The 14,488-nt window shown below is 70.2% G+C and carries 15 protein-coding genes and 1 pseudogene; 6 read left to right on the forward strand and 10 right to left on the reverse strand.

Features of this window, described 5'->3' with window-relative positions:
* Window positions 1–108: 108 nt before the first annotated feature.
* The 6 genes from ABCR83_RS31060 to ABCR83_RS31085 all read right to left on the reverse strand — a co-directional run bounded on the left by ABCR83_RS31060 (window position 109) and on the right by ABCR83_RS31085 (window position 5,808).
* Complete coding sequence (locus ABCR83_RS31060; protein WP_462698588.1) at window positions 109–612, reverse strand: Rv0361 family membrane protein; 504 nt, start codon at window positions 610–612, stop codon at window positions 109–111.
* Window positions 613–721: 109 nt separating this feature from the next.
* Window positions 722–1,402, reverse strand: coding sequence for a hypothetical protein (locus tag ABCR83_RS31065; protein WP_462698589.1), 681 nt, complete (start codon window positions 1,400–1,402; stop codon window positions 722–724).
* Between the two features lie 12 nt (window positions 1,403–1,414).
* The gene (locus ABCR83_RS31070) at window positions 1,415–2,299 is read right to left on the reverse strand and encodes a hypothetical protein (protein ID WP_462698590.1); all 885 of its coding nucleotides are present in this window, start codon (window positions 2,297–2,299) and stop codon (window positions 1,415–1,417) included.
* A gap of 216 nt (window positions 2,300–2,515) precedes the next feature.
* The gene (locus tag ABCR83_RS31075) at window positions 2,516–3,397 is read right to left on the reverse strand and encodes an SCO1860 family LAETG-anchored protein (protein ID WP_462698604.1); all 882 of its coding nucleotides are present in this window, start codon (window positions 3,395–3,397) and stop codon (window positions 2,516–2,518) included.
* Window positions 3,398–3,620: 223 nt separating this feature from the next.
* Window positions 3,621–4,721, reverse strand: a complete 1,101-nt coding sequence (locus ABCR83_RS31080; RefSeq protein ID WP_462698591.1) for an amidohydrolase family protein — start codon at window positions 4,719–4,721, stop codon at window positions 3,621–3,623.
* A 43-nt stretch (window positions 4,722–4,764) separates the two neighbouring features.
* Window positions 4,765–5,808 carry a methyltransferase gene (locus tag ABCR83_RS31085; RefSeq protein WP_462698592.1) on the reverse strand — a complete coding sequence of 348 codons (1,044 nt, stop codon included), beginning with the start codon at window positions 5,806–5,808 and terminating at the stop codon, window positions 4,765–4,767.
* Between the two features lie 119 nt (window positions 5,809–5,927).
* Here ABCR83_RS31085 and ABCR83_RS31090 point away from each other — a divergent pair, with 119 nt between their 5' ends.
* Window positions 5,928–7,178, forward strand: a complete 1,251-nt coding sequence (locus ABCR83_RS31090; RefSeq protein WP_462698594.1) for a sensor histidine kinase — start codon at window positions 5,928–5,930, stop codon at window positions 7,176–7,178.
* Window positions 7,175–7,843, forward strand: a complete 669-nt coding sequence (locus ABCR83_RS31095) for a response regulator transcription factor (protein WP_462698596.1) — start codon at window positions 7,175–7,177, stop codon at window positions 7,841–7,843. Before ABCR83_RS31090 ends, ABCR83_RS31095 begins: the two co-directional genes overlap by 4 nt.
* A 38-nt stretch (window positions 7,844–7,881) precedes the next feature.
* Here ABCR83_RS31095 and ABCR83_RS31100 read toward each other — a convergent pair whose 3' ends face one another.
* Entirely contained in the window at window positions 7,882–9,036 is a 1,155-nt protein-coding gene (locus tag ABCR83_RS31100) for a serine hydrolase domain-containing protein (RefSeq protein WP_462698597.1), read from the reverse strand.
* Between the two features lie 135 nt (window positions 9,037–9,171).
* Here ABCR83_RS31100 and ABCR83_RS31105 point away from each other — a divergent pair, with 135 nt between their 5' ends.
* Together ABCR83_RS31105 and ABCR83_RS31110 are read left to right on the forward strand one after the other, a co-directional pair.
* Window positions 9,172–10,317 (forward strand): TerD family protein, encoded by a 1,146-nt coding sequence (locus tag ABCR83_RS31105; RefSeq protein WP_462698598.1) that lies wholly within the window; start codon window positions 9,172–9,174, stop codon window positions 10,315–10,317.
* A gap of 418 nt (window positions 10,318–10,735) precedes the next feature.
* Entirely contained in the window at window positions 10,736–11,821 is a 1,086-nt protein-coding gene (locus tag ABCR83_RS31110) for a hypothetical protein (protein ID WP_462698599.1), read from the forward strand.
* Between the two features lie 147 nt (window positions 11,822–11,968).
* Here ABCR83_RS31110 and ABCR83_RS31115 read toward each other — a convergent pair whose 3' ends face one another.
* The gene (locus ABCR83_RS31115; RefSeq protein ID WP_462698600.1) at window positions 11,969–12,553 is read right to left on the reverse strand and encodes a hypothetical protein; all 585 of its coding nucleotides are present in this window, start codon (window positions 12,551–12,553) and stop codon (window positions 11,969–11,971) included.
* A gap of 14 nt (window positions 12,554–12,567) precedes the next feature.
* A complete protein-coding gene (locus tag ABCR83_RS31120; RefSeq protein ID WP_462698601.1) occupies window positions 12,568–12,978 on the reverse strand; it encodes a winged helix-turn-helix transcriptional regulator in 411 nt (136 codons plus the stop codon).
* Between the two features lie 75 nt (window positions 12,979–13,053).
* Between ABCR83_RS31120 and ABCR83_RS31125 the strand changes: the two genes are divergently transcribed.
* Both ABCR83_RS31125 and ABCR83_RS31130 read left to right on the forward strand, forming a co-directional pair.
* Complete coding sequence (locus ABCR83_RS31125; protein WP_462698602.1) at window positions 13,054–13,974, forward strand: NADP-dependent oxidoreductase; 921 nt, start codon at window positions 13,054–13,056, stop codon at window positions 13,972–13,974.
* Window positions 13,916–14,383, forward strand: a complete 468-nt coding sequence (locus ABCR83_RS31130) for an integrase core domain-containing protein (protein ID WP_462698603.1) — start codon at window positions 13,916–13,918, stop codon at window positions 14,381–14,383. Before ABCR83_RS31125 ends, ABCR83_RS31130 begins: the two co-directional genes overlap by 59 nt.
* Here ABCR83_RS31130 and ABCR83_RS31135 read toward each other — a convergent pair.
* Window positions 14,295–14,488, reverse strand: a pseudogene (locus ABCR83_RS31135) (hypothetical protein); the annotation flags it as partial. The gene ABCR83_RS31130 and the pseudogene ABCR83_RS31135 overlap by 89 nt on opposite strands.

Genomic DNA, 14,488 nt, shown 5'->3' on the forward strand with positions numbered 1-14,488 from the left:
CCGTTCAGGGCTATGGGGGAGGGTGATGCGACAACGCGGCGAGGCGCCGTGCCAGACGCCGCAGGGCTCGTGCCGACCCATCGGACACCCCCTAGCAGACAGCCGCCCTCAGCGGGACCCCCCGGCGGGGGCGCACACCTTCCAAGTGCCCTTCTCCTTGCGCAGATAGAGGGGGTTCGGCTGCTGGGCGGATCTGGTCACCACGACACTGGCGGTGTCTCCCTTGATCCGGACATCCGATGTCCTGATCGGTATCGGCTTCGACTTGGTATCGCGGTCGTCGTCGCCCGAGTCGCCCGAGTCGTCGGCGTCATTGGCGTTGTCATTGGCGTTGTCGGCGATGTCGCGGGCCTCCTCCTGGCAGAGCAGGCTGACCATCTTGGGCGTGTCCCCCCTATCGACCGCGAGGGCGAAGTCGGCGACCACCTTCTTGATCCTCGACTGCTCGTCCTCGCCCCGGTCCAGGAGCAGATATGCCGTGACGCCTCCGGCGGCGGCGAGCAAAGCGGCGGCTGCCCCGAGGTACCACCACGTCCGCCGCCGCCGAGGCGGCCGACCGGGAGGCGGCGAGTCTCCCGGCATCGGCGGCGGTGGCCCGAACCCGGGCGACATCGGCGGTGGCGGCCCGAACCCCGGCGGAACGGACGGCGGCTGTTTTCCCTGTGGAGGCCAGGGGGGCGGCCCCTGACCGGGCTGGTGTGACACCTCAACGCCCTTCTGCTCAGGACGGGTCCTCGAAGCGCGACATCAGGAGCTCGTCCAGCTCCTGACCGAAGTCCTTTGGATCGATGTCCCCTTCATAAACCAAGGCGATCTTTCCCGGTCCGAGATCCGGGGACAGGCAGTACTTGAGGATGCCGCCGTCCGTCGTGATCTGCAGCAGGCGCGTCGACGAGATATCGGCTTCGTCCGCCCAGCCGGGGACACCGTCGGGGAAGCCGGCCAGTCCGGCGATGGTGCCCATTTCGATGGGCCGCGCCACGCCGAACGCATCCCTGCTCCCCGAGACGAACCCCGCATGAACCTCGCGCAGGAACACCTGCACCGCTTCCGGGAAGCTCCCCCAGAAATCCGGCTCCTCGAAGGTGCCGGGGTCATAGCCGACCCAGGAGACCGGCTCGCCATCGTCTGTCTCCAGAACGTAGACCAGCACCGGAGAGTCGTCGGCGATACAGACGCGCACATCGGCGCAGTGTGCGTGCAGCGCCTCGGCGAACTCGGGAACAAGGTCGAGGAAGCTCTGGTTCCATAGCGACAACGCCGTTCTCCGACGGAGTTCCGCATCGGCCGACAGCGCGATCGGCCGCCACCTTTCAGGGATTCGGGAAAATTCGTCGGAGTCGTCCCCGACAAATGTCAGCGACCATTCCTCCAGCGTTGCGGCAATCTCGGTCGGGCCCATGTCCTGCCTCCGTCACTGACTCTTGAGCAACTGGTCGATGAGCTCTTGCAACTTCTTGCGGACCTCATCCTCCAACGCAGCCTGATCTTTTATCCACTGTGGATCGGCCCCTGTCACATAGGCCGCACTCCTTGATTGTTTCGATTCGTTCGCCGCCTTCGACATCCATTGGAAGTTCAGCGGTGCACGCGAGATCACATGCATGTTCTGGGGCGTCAGCTTCATGAAGTCCCGCATCTGGACGAGTTCGGCCAGGGGCACGATATGGTCCGGCGAGACCTTCGGCCTCCCGGAGTTATAGGCTCCGATCCTTCGGCCGGACGCCACCGGGTATGCCGGATCTCTGTCCGTGGCCAGCGGTCGGCTGACTCCCCGAAGTTTGATGTTGCCCACCCGGCCCGGGTTGCCCTTCCGGAGGGTCTCAAACACCGGACGTATCGGGGAGCTCGGGTCGACCTTCCAGTTCTTGCCGCTCGGGGGCGGCGGGGGTGGGGTCCAACTCGACGGAACCCCCTTCTTCGCCTGCTCGAGCTTGGCCAGGGTGCGCGGGCTTGGGGACTTGAGGCCCAACGGGCCCCCGCTCTCGTCCGCCAGTGCGTTCATCGCCTGCATACAGGCCTGGAGCTGGGCGACCACCACGGCCCTGCGAGCCTCCAGGGACGCCTTCTCCGAGTTGTACGCCGCCGCGGCCAAGGACTGCTCCGGCATCCGGAACACATGCGGTTTGGCGTTGTGCGCACGGATATCCGCCCCGACCTGCCGGGCCGCCGCGATCTGTGCGGCGCACAGATCGCGGGGCGGGGCCGGTTTGGCCTCCGCCAGGGACACCGGCCCGAGCAGGGCGGCCAGCATCCCCAGCACGGCCAGGAGTCGCTTGGACCTGAGTGGTAAATCCATTCCTCCACCCATCGATCGTGATCCGACCATGTCAAACCGAAAGTTAGGCTCACCCGCTGTTCCCAGCAAGGGAGTTGACGGTGCTCACGTGTGGTCGGAGACGCCTCACCAGACGCCGGTGGTTCCACGAAACCACCGACGCGAGCCGCCGGCGCGCACCGCGGAGCCCCCGCTTCGAAGCAGCGGGGGCTCCGCGGGCCACACCTCTTATCCGCGTTATCCGCGCCGCCTGCGCGCGAGAAGGAGCGCCCCGCCTCCCCCGACCACCAACAGCCCGGCCGCCGCGGCGATATACGGCGTGGCGGAGGAGCCGCCCGTCTCGGCGAGGTCCTGCTTCTCGGCCGCGGGCTGGGACTTGGCGCTCGTCCGGGAGACCCCGGCCCCCTTCCCGGAGCCCTTCCCCGGCGCGGAGGGCGCCGCACAGTGTGCCTCCGCCAGCGTCACCCTCCCCCGCACCTCGGCGACATTGAGCTTCAACGGGTTGACGGAGACGTTGAGTTCCAGTGCCGTGGCAGCCGCCGTCCGCGAGGTGGTGGCGGTCTTCGACAGGTCGAGCCGCACCTCACCCACGCTCGGCACCTCGACCCTTGTCGTGCCGCCCGTGCTGAGGGTGACCTTTTTGCCGAGCACCGTCACGCTGCCCAGCAGGTTGGACGTGGCGGTCGGCCTGCGGCCCGCCTCGCAGACGGCTTCCGAGGTGACCTTCTGCACCTCGATCAGCGAGAGCAGCGGCAGGCCGGGCAGATGGACCTTGGCGTGCAACAGATCGGCATGGGCCCTGGCCGTGTGGGCGTCGGAGGTGGCCCGTGCGGTGGCCGCCTCGGCGCGCAACACCTTGACGGGCCTGCCCTGTTCGACACCGTCCAGGTGGACGGCGAGCGCCGTCCGGTCCGCGCTCGCGGGGGCGTGCACCTCGTTGAGGGAGGCGTTGAGCGGCAGCTGGACGGTCCTGTTGAGCAGTGCGACCTCGAGCCCGGTGCGCAGGACGACGGCGCCCGAGCTGCCGTCGCCGCCGGTGGCCTGTGCCGGGGCCGCGCCGAGAACGAGTGCGCCGGTGACACCCAGCGCGGCGGCCGCCGCGAGACGGCGCGCGGGCATGCCGGAGGAAGAGCTGGTGGTGCTGAACACGGGTGTGGAACTCCCCACGAGAGAAAGGGAGCCGGCGGCGCACCAATGGGGGACATCGTGCGCCGTCGGCATCGACCACGCCATGTTCGACGCCGGAACGGGTGAACTGACAGCGAATGAAGGGCAGTTCACCCAAAGGGGTGTTCATCGCCAAGAGATTCGAATCAGTTGACGCTCGGCACACCCGATGCGCTCAGCTCACCACACGCCCCCGCAGAATCACCCGCTGCGGCGTCCCCAACACCCTTACATCCGCCCGCGGATCCGCCCCATAGACGACCAGGTCCGCGGGGGCGCCCTCGTCCAGGCCGGGGCGGCCCAGCCAGGCGCGCGCCCCCCAGGCCGCCGCGTCGAGCGCGGCCGCGGCGGGGATACCCGCCGTGACCAGCTCCGAGACCTCCTGGGCCACCAGGCCATGGGCGAGCGAACCGCCCGCATCGGTGCCGACGTAGACGGGGATCCCCGCATCGTAGGCGGCCCGCACCGTCTCATGGCGGCGCGCGTGCAGGCGGCGCATATGGTCCGCCCAGCGCGGGAACTTGCCCTCGCCGCCCTCCGCGAGCCGGGGGAAGGTCGCGGTGTTGATCAGGGTCGGCACGATCGCCACCCCACGCTCGGCGAACAGCGGAATGGTCTCCTCGGTCAGTCCGGTGGCATGCTCGATGCAGTCGATGCCCGCCTCCACCAGGGGCGCCAGCGACTCCTCGGCGAAGCAGTGCGCCGTGACCCGCGCACCCAGCCGGTGCGCCTCGGCGATCGCCGCGGCCACCTCGTCCCGCGGCCAGCAGGCCGAGAGATCACCGATCTCCCGGTCGATCCAGTCACCGACCAGCTTGACCCAGCCGTCCCCGCGCCGTGCCTCACGCGCCACATACGCCACCAGGTCACCCGGCCCGATCTCATGGGCGTAGTTGCGAATGTAACGCTTGGTACGGGCGATATGACGGCCCGCGCGAATGATCCGCGGCAGGTCCTCCCGGTCGTCGATCCAGCGGGTGTCGGACGGGGAACCCGCGTCGCGCAACAGCAGCGCCCCCGCATGGCGTTCGGTCAACGCCTGCTTCTCGGTGGTCGCCTCGTCGACCGCGCCATGCGCGTCCAGCCCCACATGGCAGTGCGCGTCCACCAATCCGGGCAATGCCCAGCCCTCGATGGTGGTGACGTCCCGCGCCCCCGCCGGCCGGTCGAAGGTGATCCGCCCGCTGACGACCCATGCCTCGTCACATACCCCGCCATCGGAGTCCGGGCCCACCAGCACCCGCCCCTTGATGTGCAGCACCGCACCGTCATGCATAGTTTGCTCCCCGTATCACTGTCATCATGACCTCACGACCAGTTCATGCGCGGCCGACAACCATCGACTCCGCTCCCGCCAGATGCTGCACCCGGATCTCCCGGAATCCGGCCTCCGCCAGCCAGCCTCGGCAGTCGGCACCGGTGTAGTCAAAGCCCCCGGGCGTCTCAATGAGCATATTCAGGCTCATCAGCAACCCCATCAAGCCCACCCGCCGGTCGTCGTCGATCAGGGTCTCGTAGACGATCACCGTGCCGCCCTCCGTCAGCGCCTGATGCGCTTTGCGCAGCAGCATCCGTTTGGTCGGCAGATCCCAGTCGTGCAGGACATGGCCGAAGAGGAGCACATCGGCGGTGGGCAGCGGCCCGGTGAGGAAGTCCCCGCCGAGAAAGGAAAGCCGGCCGGCCGGGCCGTACCGCGCCCGATACCGTTCGAAGTTGCCGCGCACGGCTTCCAAGTCGAAGCCCACGCCCCGCAGATGGGGATGGCGGTTGAGCAGATGGCTGAGCAGGGCGCCCTCGGCGCAGCCGATGTCGGCGACGGTGCGGTGGACGGACCAGTCCAGTGCCTCGGCAAGGGCATGCGCGGAGCGCAGGGACAGTCCGGTCATGGCCCGCTGGAAGCTCGCCAGCCGGTCGGGATCCTGGTAGATCGTGTCGAACAGGCCGCCGCCGGCCGCCGCCTCGTTCTGCGGCTGCCCCGTGCGCAGCGCCTCGCCGAGCCGGTCCCAGAAGCCATAGAGCCTGCTGTCGGCCATCTCCAGAAACCCACCAAGGTAGGTGGACTTGTTGCGGTCCAGATACCGGCCGGTGATCGCGGTGTTGGCGTAGCTGCCGTCGGTCCCGCCGGTGCGCTCCAGCAGTTGGAGCGCCACCAGGGTGTCGAAGAAGTCGCGGGCGGCACGCGGATGCAGACCGAGCCGGGCCCGTAGCTCCTCGCCGCCCAGCGGCCCGTCGGCCAGCTCGGTGAACAGGCCGAACCGGGTCGCGGTGAGCAGGACCTTGGACGCCTGGAAGCCGAGCGCGAGGCGGAGTATCCCGTCCAGGGCGGTGGAGTGTTCCTGCGGTCCGGGGCACGCGTTGCTCATGGGCTCCCCTTGACTGTGCGGCGCGGAGCGGCCGCTTCCGGCGATGTCACGATCATTGTCGCGATCATTACTGTCGCGATCATTCCCGGGGATTCTCCCCGGCCGCATACGCTGTCCGCATGACCACGGCCGCCCTGAACCGACCCGCAGGCCTGCGCTGGGTGCACCTGCTGCTCGGCGGGGCGCTGCTGATGCCGTACTTCCTGCTGGCGACCGTGCCGATGTCGTTCGTCCTGAAGCCCTCCAGCAGTGCGGCCGTTGTCGTCGGCTTCCAGCTCACCACCTTCGCCATGGCCCTGGTCCTCGCCGCCCTCTCGGCGCTGCTGTTCCCACTGATCCGGCCGCTGGAGAGCGGCGCGGCGCGGGCCCTGTGCGGACTCGAGGGCCGGGAACTGTCCACCGGGCCCGCCAGAACCTGGGCGGAGCGCAGGCGTCCGGCGCTGTACTACACCCTGCATCTGACGCTGGGCGGCATCGTCAGCGGCTGCTCGCTGGCCGCCCCGCCCGCGGCGGTGGCCCTGCTCGTCGTGCCGCCGCTGGACCACTCCAGCAAGCTCATGGACCTCCCCTGGCTGCGCCCCTTCCAGGACGCCCGGGCACTGGCCCCGCTGACCGGGCTGGCGCTGCTGGCCCTGGTACCGGCGATCTCCTGGGCGGCGGGCACCCTGCTGGCGCGCTGTGCTCCCGTACTGCTCGGACCGACGGCCGCCGACCGGCTCGCGGCGGCCGAACAGCGGGCCCGGCAGCTCGCCCTGCGCAACCGGCTGGCCCGCGAACTGCATGACTCGGTGGGGCATGCGCTGAGTGCGGTGCTGCTACAGGCGAGCGCGGCGCGCAGGGTCATCGACGCCGATCCGGCCTTCGCCAGGCAGGCCCTGGCCTCGATCGAGGAGACGACCCGGGAGGCCGTCGGCGAACTCGACGCCGTGCTGGGGCTGTTGCGCGAGGACGGCCCGGCGTCCGCGGCACCCACGCCCACCCTCGCCGACCTGGACCCCCTGCTGCAGCGTGCCCGCGCGGCGGGCAGCACGGTCACCCTCTCCGCGCCGGACGGACCGGAGGGGCTGACCGGAATCCCGCCGATCGTCTCCCGCGAGGCATACCGGATCGTCCAGGAAGGCATCACCAACGCCATGCGTCACGCGGGTCAAGTACCCATCCGGCTGCGGATCGCCGTGGACGACAACACCCTGGAGGTCACCGTGCACAATCCCGTCGGCCGCCCGGCCCCGGGGCACCACAGCGGCGGCCGGGGGCTGACCGGCATAGCCGAGCGCGCCAGGCTGCTGCGCGGCAGCAGCACCTCGGGCGAACAGGACGGCAGCTGGCGGCTGTCCGTGCGCCTGCCCCTCACCGGAGGCGGCCGATGACCGCCCCCGCCCTGCGCATCGTCGTCGCCGACGACGAGCAGATGATCCGCACCGCCCTGCGCGCCATCCTGAGCGCCGAGCCCGACCTGGAGGTCGTCGGCGAAGCCGCGACGGGTGCCCAGGCGGTGTCCGTGGTCCGCGAACTGCGCCCCGACATCGTGCTGATGGATGTGCGGATGCCCGAGGTCGACGGCATTCGCGCCACCGAGCAGATCCTGTCCACCGTGACCGACCCGCCGCGGATCATCGTCGTCACGACCTTTGAGAACGACAGCTATGTGTATGACGCCCTGCACGCGGGCGCCTCCGGCTTCCTCCTCAAACGCGCGGAGGCGGATCAACTCGTCCAGGCCGTACGCCTGGTGGCGCGCAGCGATTCGCTGCTCTTCCCCTCGGCCGTACGGTCCCTGGCCGCCGACCACGCCGGGGACCGCGCCTCGCACGCCGAGGCCGACCGGCTGCGGGCGCGGCTGTCGGAGCGCGAGGCGGAGGTGCTGCGGCTGATGACGGCGGGCCTGTCCAATGCGGAGATCGCCGAACGGCTCTTCCTGGGCGCCGCCACGGTCAAGTCCCATGTGGCCGGGGTGCTCGCCAAACTGGGCGTACGGGACCGCACCCAGGCGGTCATCGCCGCCTATGAGTCGGGGTTTGTGTCCGCACGCTGAACCGCCCGGAGGATCGCCTCCGAGCGGCTCCGGCCCGTTCAGCCGCCCGCCGCACACCCGTGCACCACCCGCGCCAGGCGCTCCGCCTCCACCGCCGCCCCGCCGGGAAACGCGAAGCGCCGCCGGTTGTACCCGAAGGCGAGCCCGCTCGCGGGATCCGCGAAGGACTGCATGCCCCCGGCCCCACTGTGCCCGAAGGACCGCGCGCCGAGGAACGGATAACTGTCCGTCATGGCCCGGAAGCCCAGACCGAACCGATCATGACCGCGCGCGACCAGGTCGTAACCGACCGAGTGCGGCTGGGCGAACTCCGCAATCGTCTCCGGAGCGAGCAGGGGCGGCTTCCCGTCCACCTCGCTGATCGCCGCCGCATACATCCGCGCCAGCCCCCGCCCCGAGCCCACACCGCCGACCGTCGCCTGCCCCGCGGCACGCATCGCACGGGAATTGGGCAGCGATTCCAGATCGGTGGGAATGACATGGTTACGGTTGAAGGCGATCCCGGTCAGGCTCTCCGGCCCGCTCGCCTCCTCCAGCAGCTTGCGCTTCTGCTCGGGCGTCGGGTCCATGGGCTGGTTGGCGAGCACCCGGTGCTCCTGCTCCTCGGGCAGGCCGAGATAGAGGTCGATGTCATACGGGGCGCGCACCCGCGACTCGTAGAACTCCTGGATCGTCAGCCCCGTCACCCGCCGGACGAGCTCGCCGACCAGGGCACCGATCACATAGGCGTGGTAGCCGAAGGCCGCGCCGGGCCGCCAGTACGGACGCTGCCCGGCCAGCCGCGCGGCGATGGCCCGGTCGTCGGTGAACTCCTCGGGGGTGAAGCCGCCCTCGACGCCGATCAGCCCGGCGCGATGGGACAGCAGCTCCCGCAGAGTGATCCGCTCCTTGCCCGCGGTCCCGAACTCCGGCCAGTAGTGCCGCACTTCCTCGTCGAGGTCCAGCGCGCCCTCCTGGACGAGCAGCGCCACACAGAGATAGGAGGCCCCCTTGGTCACGGAGAACACCCCGATCAGCGAGTCCCCGCCGATCTCCGGCCCACCCCACAGATCCACCACCTGGCGCCCGTCCACATAGGCGGCCAGCTGGGCGGAGTGCCCCGCCCGCTCCTCGTTCAGCGTGGCCTCGAACTCCTCGCGCACCGCCTCAAAACCCTTGGCGACGGTCCCCTGTGCAACGGCCCCACCCGGCATCTGCACTCCTCCACCCTCGAGTCCCATGACATGAGCTGCAGCCGCGCCCAGCCCCCGAGTATTCCGCCGACCCCACCCCATACACAGGTCATGGAACCGTAAAGCCCGCCCGTGCGTTCCCCGATCATGACCGTTATGACCCCTGGCTCGAACATCCCGCTCTCCGTCACCCGGTTGACGGTGGACGTCACCGCCCCGGTGCGGCTCGACGTATCGGGCCTGCTGCTCACCGCCGACGGCAAGGTGCGCTCCGACGACGACTTCGTCTTCTACAACCAGCCCAACGGCCCGGGCGTGACCCACCGCGCCGCGGTGGGCGGCACCCCCGACTCGATAACCATCGACACCACGGCCGTCCCGGCCGGCATCGACAAGGTCGTCGTCACCGCGAGCCCGGACGCCCCGGGCACCGCCTTCGCGGGCACCGAGCCCACCGCGACCGTCCGCGCCGCGGACAACGGCGCGCCCCTGGCCACCTTCACTCCGCCCCGGCTCGGCGCGGAGACGGCGCTGGTGGTCGTCGAGGTCTACCGCCGCGGCGACGCCTGGAAGCTCCGCGCGGTCGGCCAGGGTTATGCCGACGGCCTGGCCGGCATCGCCACCGACTTCGGCGTGAGCGTGGCGGAGCCCGCGCCCACGCCCGCCCCTGTCTCCGTTCCGGCACCGGCCGCGCCCGCAATGCCGCCCTCCGCCCCCACCCCCGGCAAGATCAACCTGGACAAGGGCCGGGTGAGCCTCCAGAAGAACCAGACGGTCTCCCTCGTCAAGGGCGGTCAGCCGCTGGTGCGTTCGGTGAAGATGGGCCTCGGCTGGGAGCCCGCCCATGGCCGCCGCGCCATCGACCTGGACGCCTCGGTCATCGCCTACGGCCCCGACCGCAACAAGATCGACTACTGCTACTTCGGCAAGCTGATGATCCTCGATGGAGCGATCCAGCACTCCGGCGACAACCTCACCGGCCATGGCTCCGGCGACGACGAGACCATCACCGTCCACCTGGGCGGCCTCCCCCCACAGGTGACGGGGCTGGTCTTCACCGTAAGCTCGTTCAGCGGCCAGAAGTTCACCGACATCGCCAAGGCGTACTGCCGCCTGCTGGACGCTCAGACCGGCGAAGAACTGGTCCGCTTTGACCTCGCCCACTCCGAGGCGAAGACGGGCGTGCTGATGTGCAAGTTCATCCGCCAGTACTCGGGCGAGTGGGAGATGACGGCCATCGGCGAGTACGTCAAATCCCGCACCGTGCGCGACCTGGTCAAAACGGCGGCGCAGGCGCTGTGAGGCGAGCCGGCACAACGACCCGGCACTAACAGACCTTTGCATTTTCTTGTAGCTTCTCGCAGTGCGCGGCAGTTCAGCGCATAGACCATCTCCCACCTGTCTCCCACTCGTGTGGCGGACGGAGGGAAACCGGGCCAGGGACAGCACACCGTCGGAGACGAGCTTCAGATTGCTCTGCGACTCCCCGCACGCGGTCACCAGGAGGTCCATCGTCTCGACATGGCCGTGGGACGTGCAGGCTGAATACGAGCTGGGCCAGATCCTGGCCGTGCTGGACGGCGTGACCAAAGCGTGGAGCACGTTCACGGGGCGCGCCCACACCGTCCGTCCGGCTGACCTCACCGTCAGCGCTCTGTGTCATGATGCGGACGCGTCCCAGGGGAGTGGGCCGTGGACTACTGATTGTCAGGGGTTGGGGATGGGCGCGGGTACGGGGCCGGACGGTTCGTCCAGGTCCGATGAGGAGTGGGAGCGATTTCTGCGCGAGTCGGTGGCGGGTGCCGCCGACTCGCCCAAGGAGCCGTCGGCGCGGGCTCGCGACGTGGCAAAGCGGCTGCGCGCGGAGCCTGGTCACGGCCTGGAGGGCTGGCGCAGCTACCCGCCCGCGCGGCCCAGGCGGCGCACGGGCTGGTACGTGGTCGGGCTGCTGGCCTCGCTGGTGCTGCTGGTGGTGGCGCTCGTGCCGGGGCGGATAGTGGACCTGTTCGCCGGTGATGACTCCCCGTCGTCGGCGGCCCGCCCGGCCCGGGTGCCCCCGACGGAGGCGGCCCAGCGCCCCACCGTGGACGAGCCGTTCCGCGGTTCGCCGGCGGCGAGCTGGGCGAGCGGAGCGGCGGGGATCACCGTGCCAAAGGCCGGGGCGGTCGGCTGGATGAGCGCGGCCGAGGTCGAGCGGGCCCTCGCCCGCAGCCGGGACTTCCTCGTCGCGGCCGACCTGGACCGCGGGGTGCTGCGGGGCGAGCGCCCCGAGAAGGCGATTGCACTGATCAACCCGCACCAGAAGGACGTCCAAGACTTTCTGAAAACCGCTTTCCGAACCCCGAGCGAGAAGAACGACCCTCTCCTCCTCTTCAGCCGCTTCCAGCCCTCCCGCACCCACCTGGTCGGCGACGTCGTGAAGACCCGGGGCCGGCTCACCTACCGGGAGGGCGAGCGCGGCGCGCTCCAGGTGACCGCCGACGTCACCTTCGTCTACCCGGTCACTCGCGCGGACGCGGGCGGCGGCGACGAGATCGTGCGCACGATCGTCCGGCGCGAGCTGGTCCTGAGCTGGGACGACCCTGACAAGATGATCACCGAGCCGGGCACGTTCTCGATCGTCTCGTACAAGTACGACATGACCAACGGCGGCTGCGGCACCCCCACGGGCTACTTCACCCCGCCCTTCGGCACGGACCGCCGGGCGGACGAGGCCGGCACGGAGATCGACCCGTACGACCGCAGCGCGCCGGTCGGGCGGGGCAAGTCCTCTGGGGACGAGTGCGGGAGGGCGACGCGGTCCTAGCGGGCGCTACCCGGTGGCGGCCACCCCAACCCCTGAAGACCGTGACGGTGGTGGGGCCGTTGGTGAGGGAGATGTACAACTGCCCGGCGGGACTGGCCATGTCCCAGGCTTCGGCGAGCACTTCGGTGACCTGTGCGGCTGGTTCGATCAGCCAGCCCTCGACGGCGGCAACCTGGACGCCGAAGCATCTGAGGGCTTTGGTGATGCGCTGTTTGATGCCCTGGTCAGGGCCCGGGACTTGCCGCCGCCCATGGGCCCGCCGTACAGCACCGCGAACTCCCCGGCGCTGTGGAACTCGTGCTGCCGGGCGGTGGGTTCATAGCCGAGCGGTGCGAAGACGTCCAGGTAGGCCGGGAGGTAGCCGAGGTGGTCGCCCCAGGCGCGTGCCTGGGCGATGGCGGCGAAGGACCGCCCATCGGAGTCGTCATGCATCGACACCCAGGCCACGCCCGGACGTTGGGGCTCGGTTGCCGGATCAACGCCCCAGTGCCGCCAAGTGGCCGCGCGGATGTTGTCCACGACCGTGTCGAAGCGGCCGGGCGGCAGGGAAGTGACAGCCTGGGCGTGCTGTGGCTCCAGGCGTTTGCCGTGGTTGATCCACGTCCACAGTTCCGGGCCCCGGTGAAGCTGCTCGATGGGGTCCGGGCGGTGGGGAGCGTGCCATTTGGTGCCCCGGTGACCCTGCTCGGCGAGGATCATTCCGGCGTAGGCGGGCATAACATAGGTGCCCAACTCGAGGACTCTCACTACGCTTCCGCAGCCACACGCCGGTCGTAGTCCGTGCGGGCGGTCTGGACTTCCTCGATATGGCACTCGGCCCACGCCTTGATCGAGGCCACCACTGGCAGCAGGCTGCGGCCGAGCGGGGTGAGCTGGTAGTCCACCCGGATCGGCACCGACGGAGTCACCGTGCGGGTGAGCAGACCGTCGCGTTCCAGGGTGCGCAGCGTCTGGGTGAGCATCTTCTGGCTGACCCCGGCGATGATCCGGTTCAGGTCGCGGTACCGCAGCGGCCCGTCGGCCAGCGCGTTCAGCACCAGGCTCACCCACTTGTCGCTGATCCGGTCCAGCAGCTGCCGGGCCGGGCAGGTGGCGAGGTAGGCGTCGTAGGCGGCGCGCTCGTCGGCGCGGCGTTGGACGGCGGTGCGGGTGGCCATGGCACTCCCGGGTCGGGTACGCACTCCGAAGTGCGTACTTCCTGATGGAGAGTAACGCCCCGTAGGTTCGTGGCCATGAGAGCTGTGATCGTTCGTTCCTTCGGTGGCCCGGAAGTCCTTGAGGTGGCGGAGGTTCCGGTGCCGGAACCGGGTTCCGGCCAGGTCCGGATCCAAGTCGCTGCGGGGGCTGTCAACCCGGTGGACATCCAGACCCGCTCCGGCGCGCTCACCGCGGGCGGTCTGCTCCCGGGGCGGGAGGCCATCGGCATCGGCTGGGACGTCGCCGGCAACATCGACGCGCTCGGGCCCGAGGTCGCCGGCTTCCGACGTGGCGACGCGGTGATCGGGCTGTCCGACCGGCTGGCGCTGCCGCTCAAGGCGCAGGCCGAGTACGTGGTGCTGGACGCGGACGCGGTTGCCGCGGTACCGACCGGCACCGACCTGGTGGCTGCGGCGACCCTGCCCTTGGGTGGGCTCACCGCTGCGCAGGCACTCGACATCGCCGCGGCCAGGCCCGGCGACACGCTGCTGGTCACCGGAGCGGCGGGGGCGGTGGGCGGCTACGCGGTGCAGCTCGCCGCGCTGGCCGGTGTGCGGGTGGTTGCGGTCGCGGGCGTCGGCGACGAGGAGTTGGTGCGCGATCTCGGCGCGGAGTTCTTCGTGCCGCGGACTGCGGACCTGCCCGCCGCGGTGCGCGACCTGGTGCCCGGCGGCGTGCATGCCGCGGTCGACGCGGCATCGGTGGGCACGCTCGCGCTGGACGCGGTGCGCGGCGGGGGTTCGCTGGTCAGCGTGCTGGGCACCGCACCGACGCCGCTGCGCGGTATCCGGGTGGGCCACGTGTGGATCCGCGCGGACGGCCCCCGCCTCGCCAAGTTGGCTGCCGCCGGGCTGCGCCCGCGGGTCGCCGACGTCCTGCCGCTGGACAAGGTCGCCGATGCGCACCGCAGGCTGGCGGCGGGTGGGCTGCGCGGCCGCCTGGTGCTGGTGCCCTGACCCGGAAACGGAAAAGGCGGCATCAGTATTCGCCGCCCTGAGCGCGCAGTTCGGCATCCGGCTCTCGGTTGGCCGCACCGGACAGTGCTGGGACGACGCGCTCGCCGAGGCCTTCTTCGCCACGATCAAAGGGGAGTTGCCCGGCACCGAGCCCTGGCCCGGCCGGGCGCTCGCCCGAACAGCAGTCTTCGACTTCATCGAGGGCTGGTATAGCTCACGTCGTCTGCACAGCAGCCTCGGCTACCTCAGCCCTGCCGAATACGAAGCCGCCCTCACGGCCCGACCGGCACAACCAACATGTCCGTCAAAGCGGAGCAAACTCACGGACGCTGCGGGTGCCATTCGAAGAGCAGGATGGTGGCGTCGTCCTCCAGGTCGTTGTGCTGATAGCCGAGGATGGCGTGGATGAGCAGCCGCAGCACCTCGGCCGGGCGCTGGCCGACGGCGGAGGCGCGGATGTTGACTTCTCCCCCTCGTAAACGAGGGGGATTCCTACGGCTCGCGCCGTGGGGTT

It is taken from the genome of Streptomyces xingningensis (assembly GCF_054957865.1).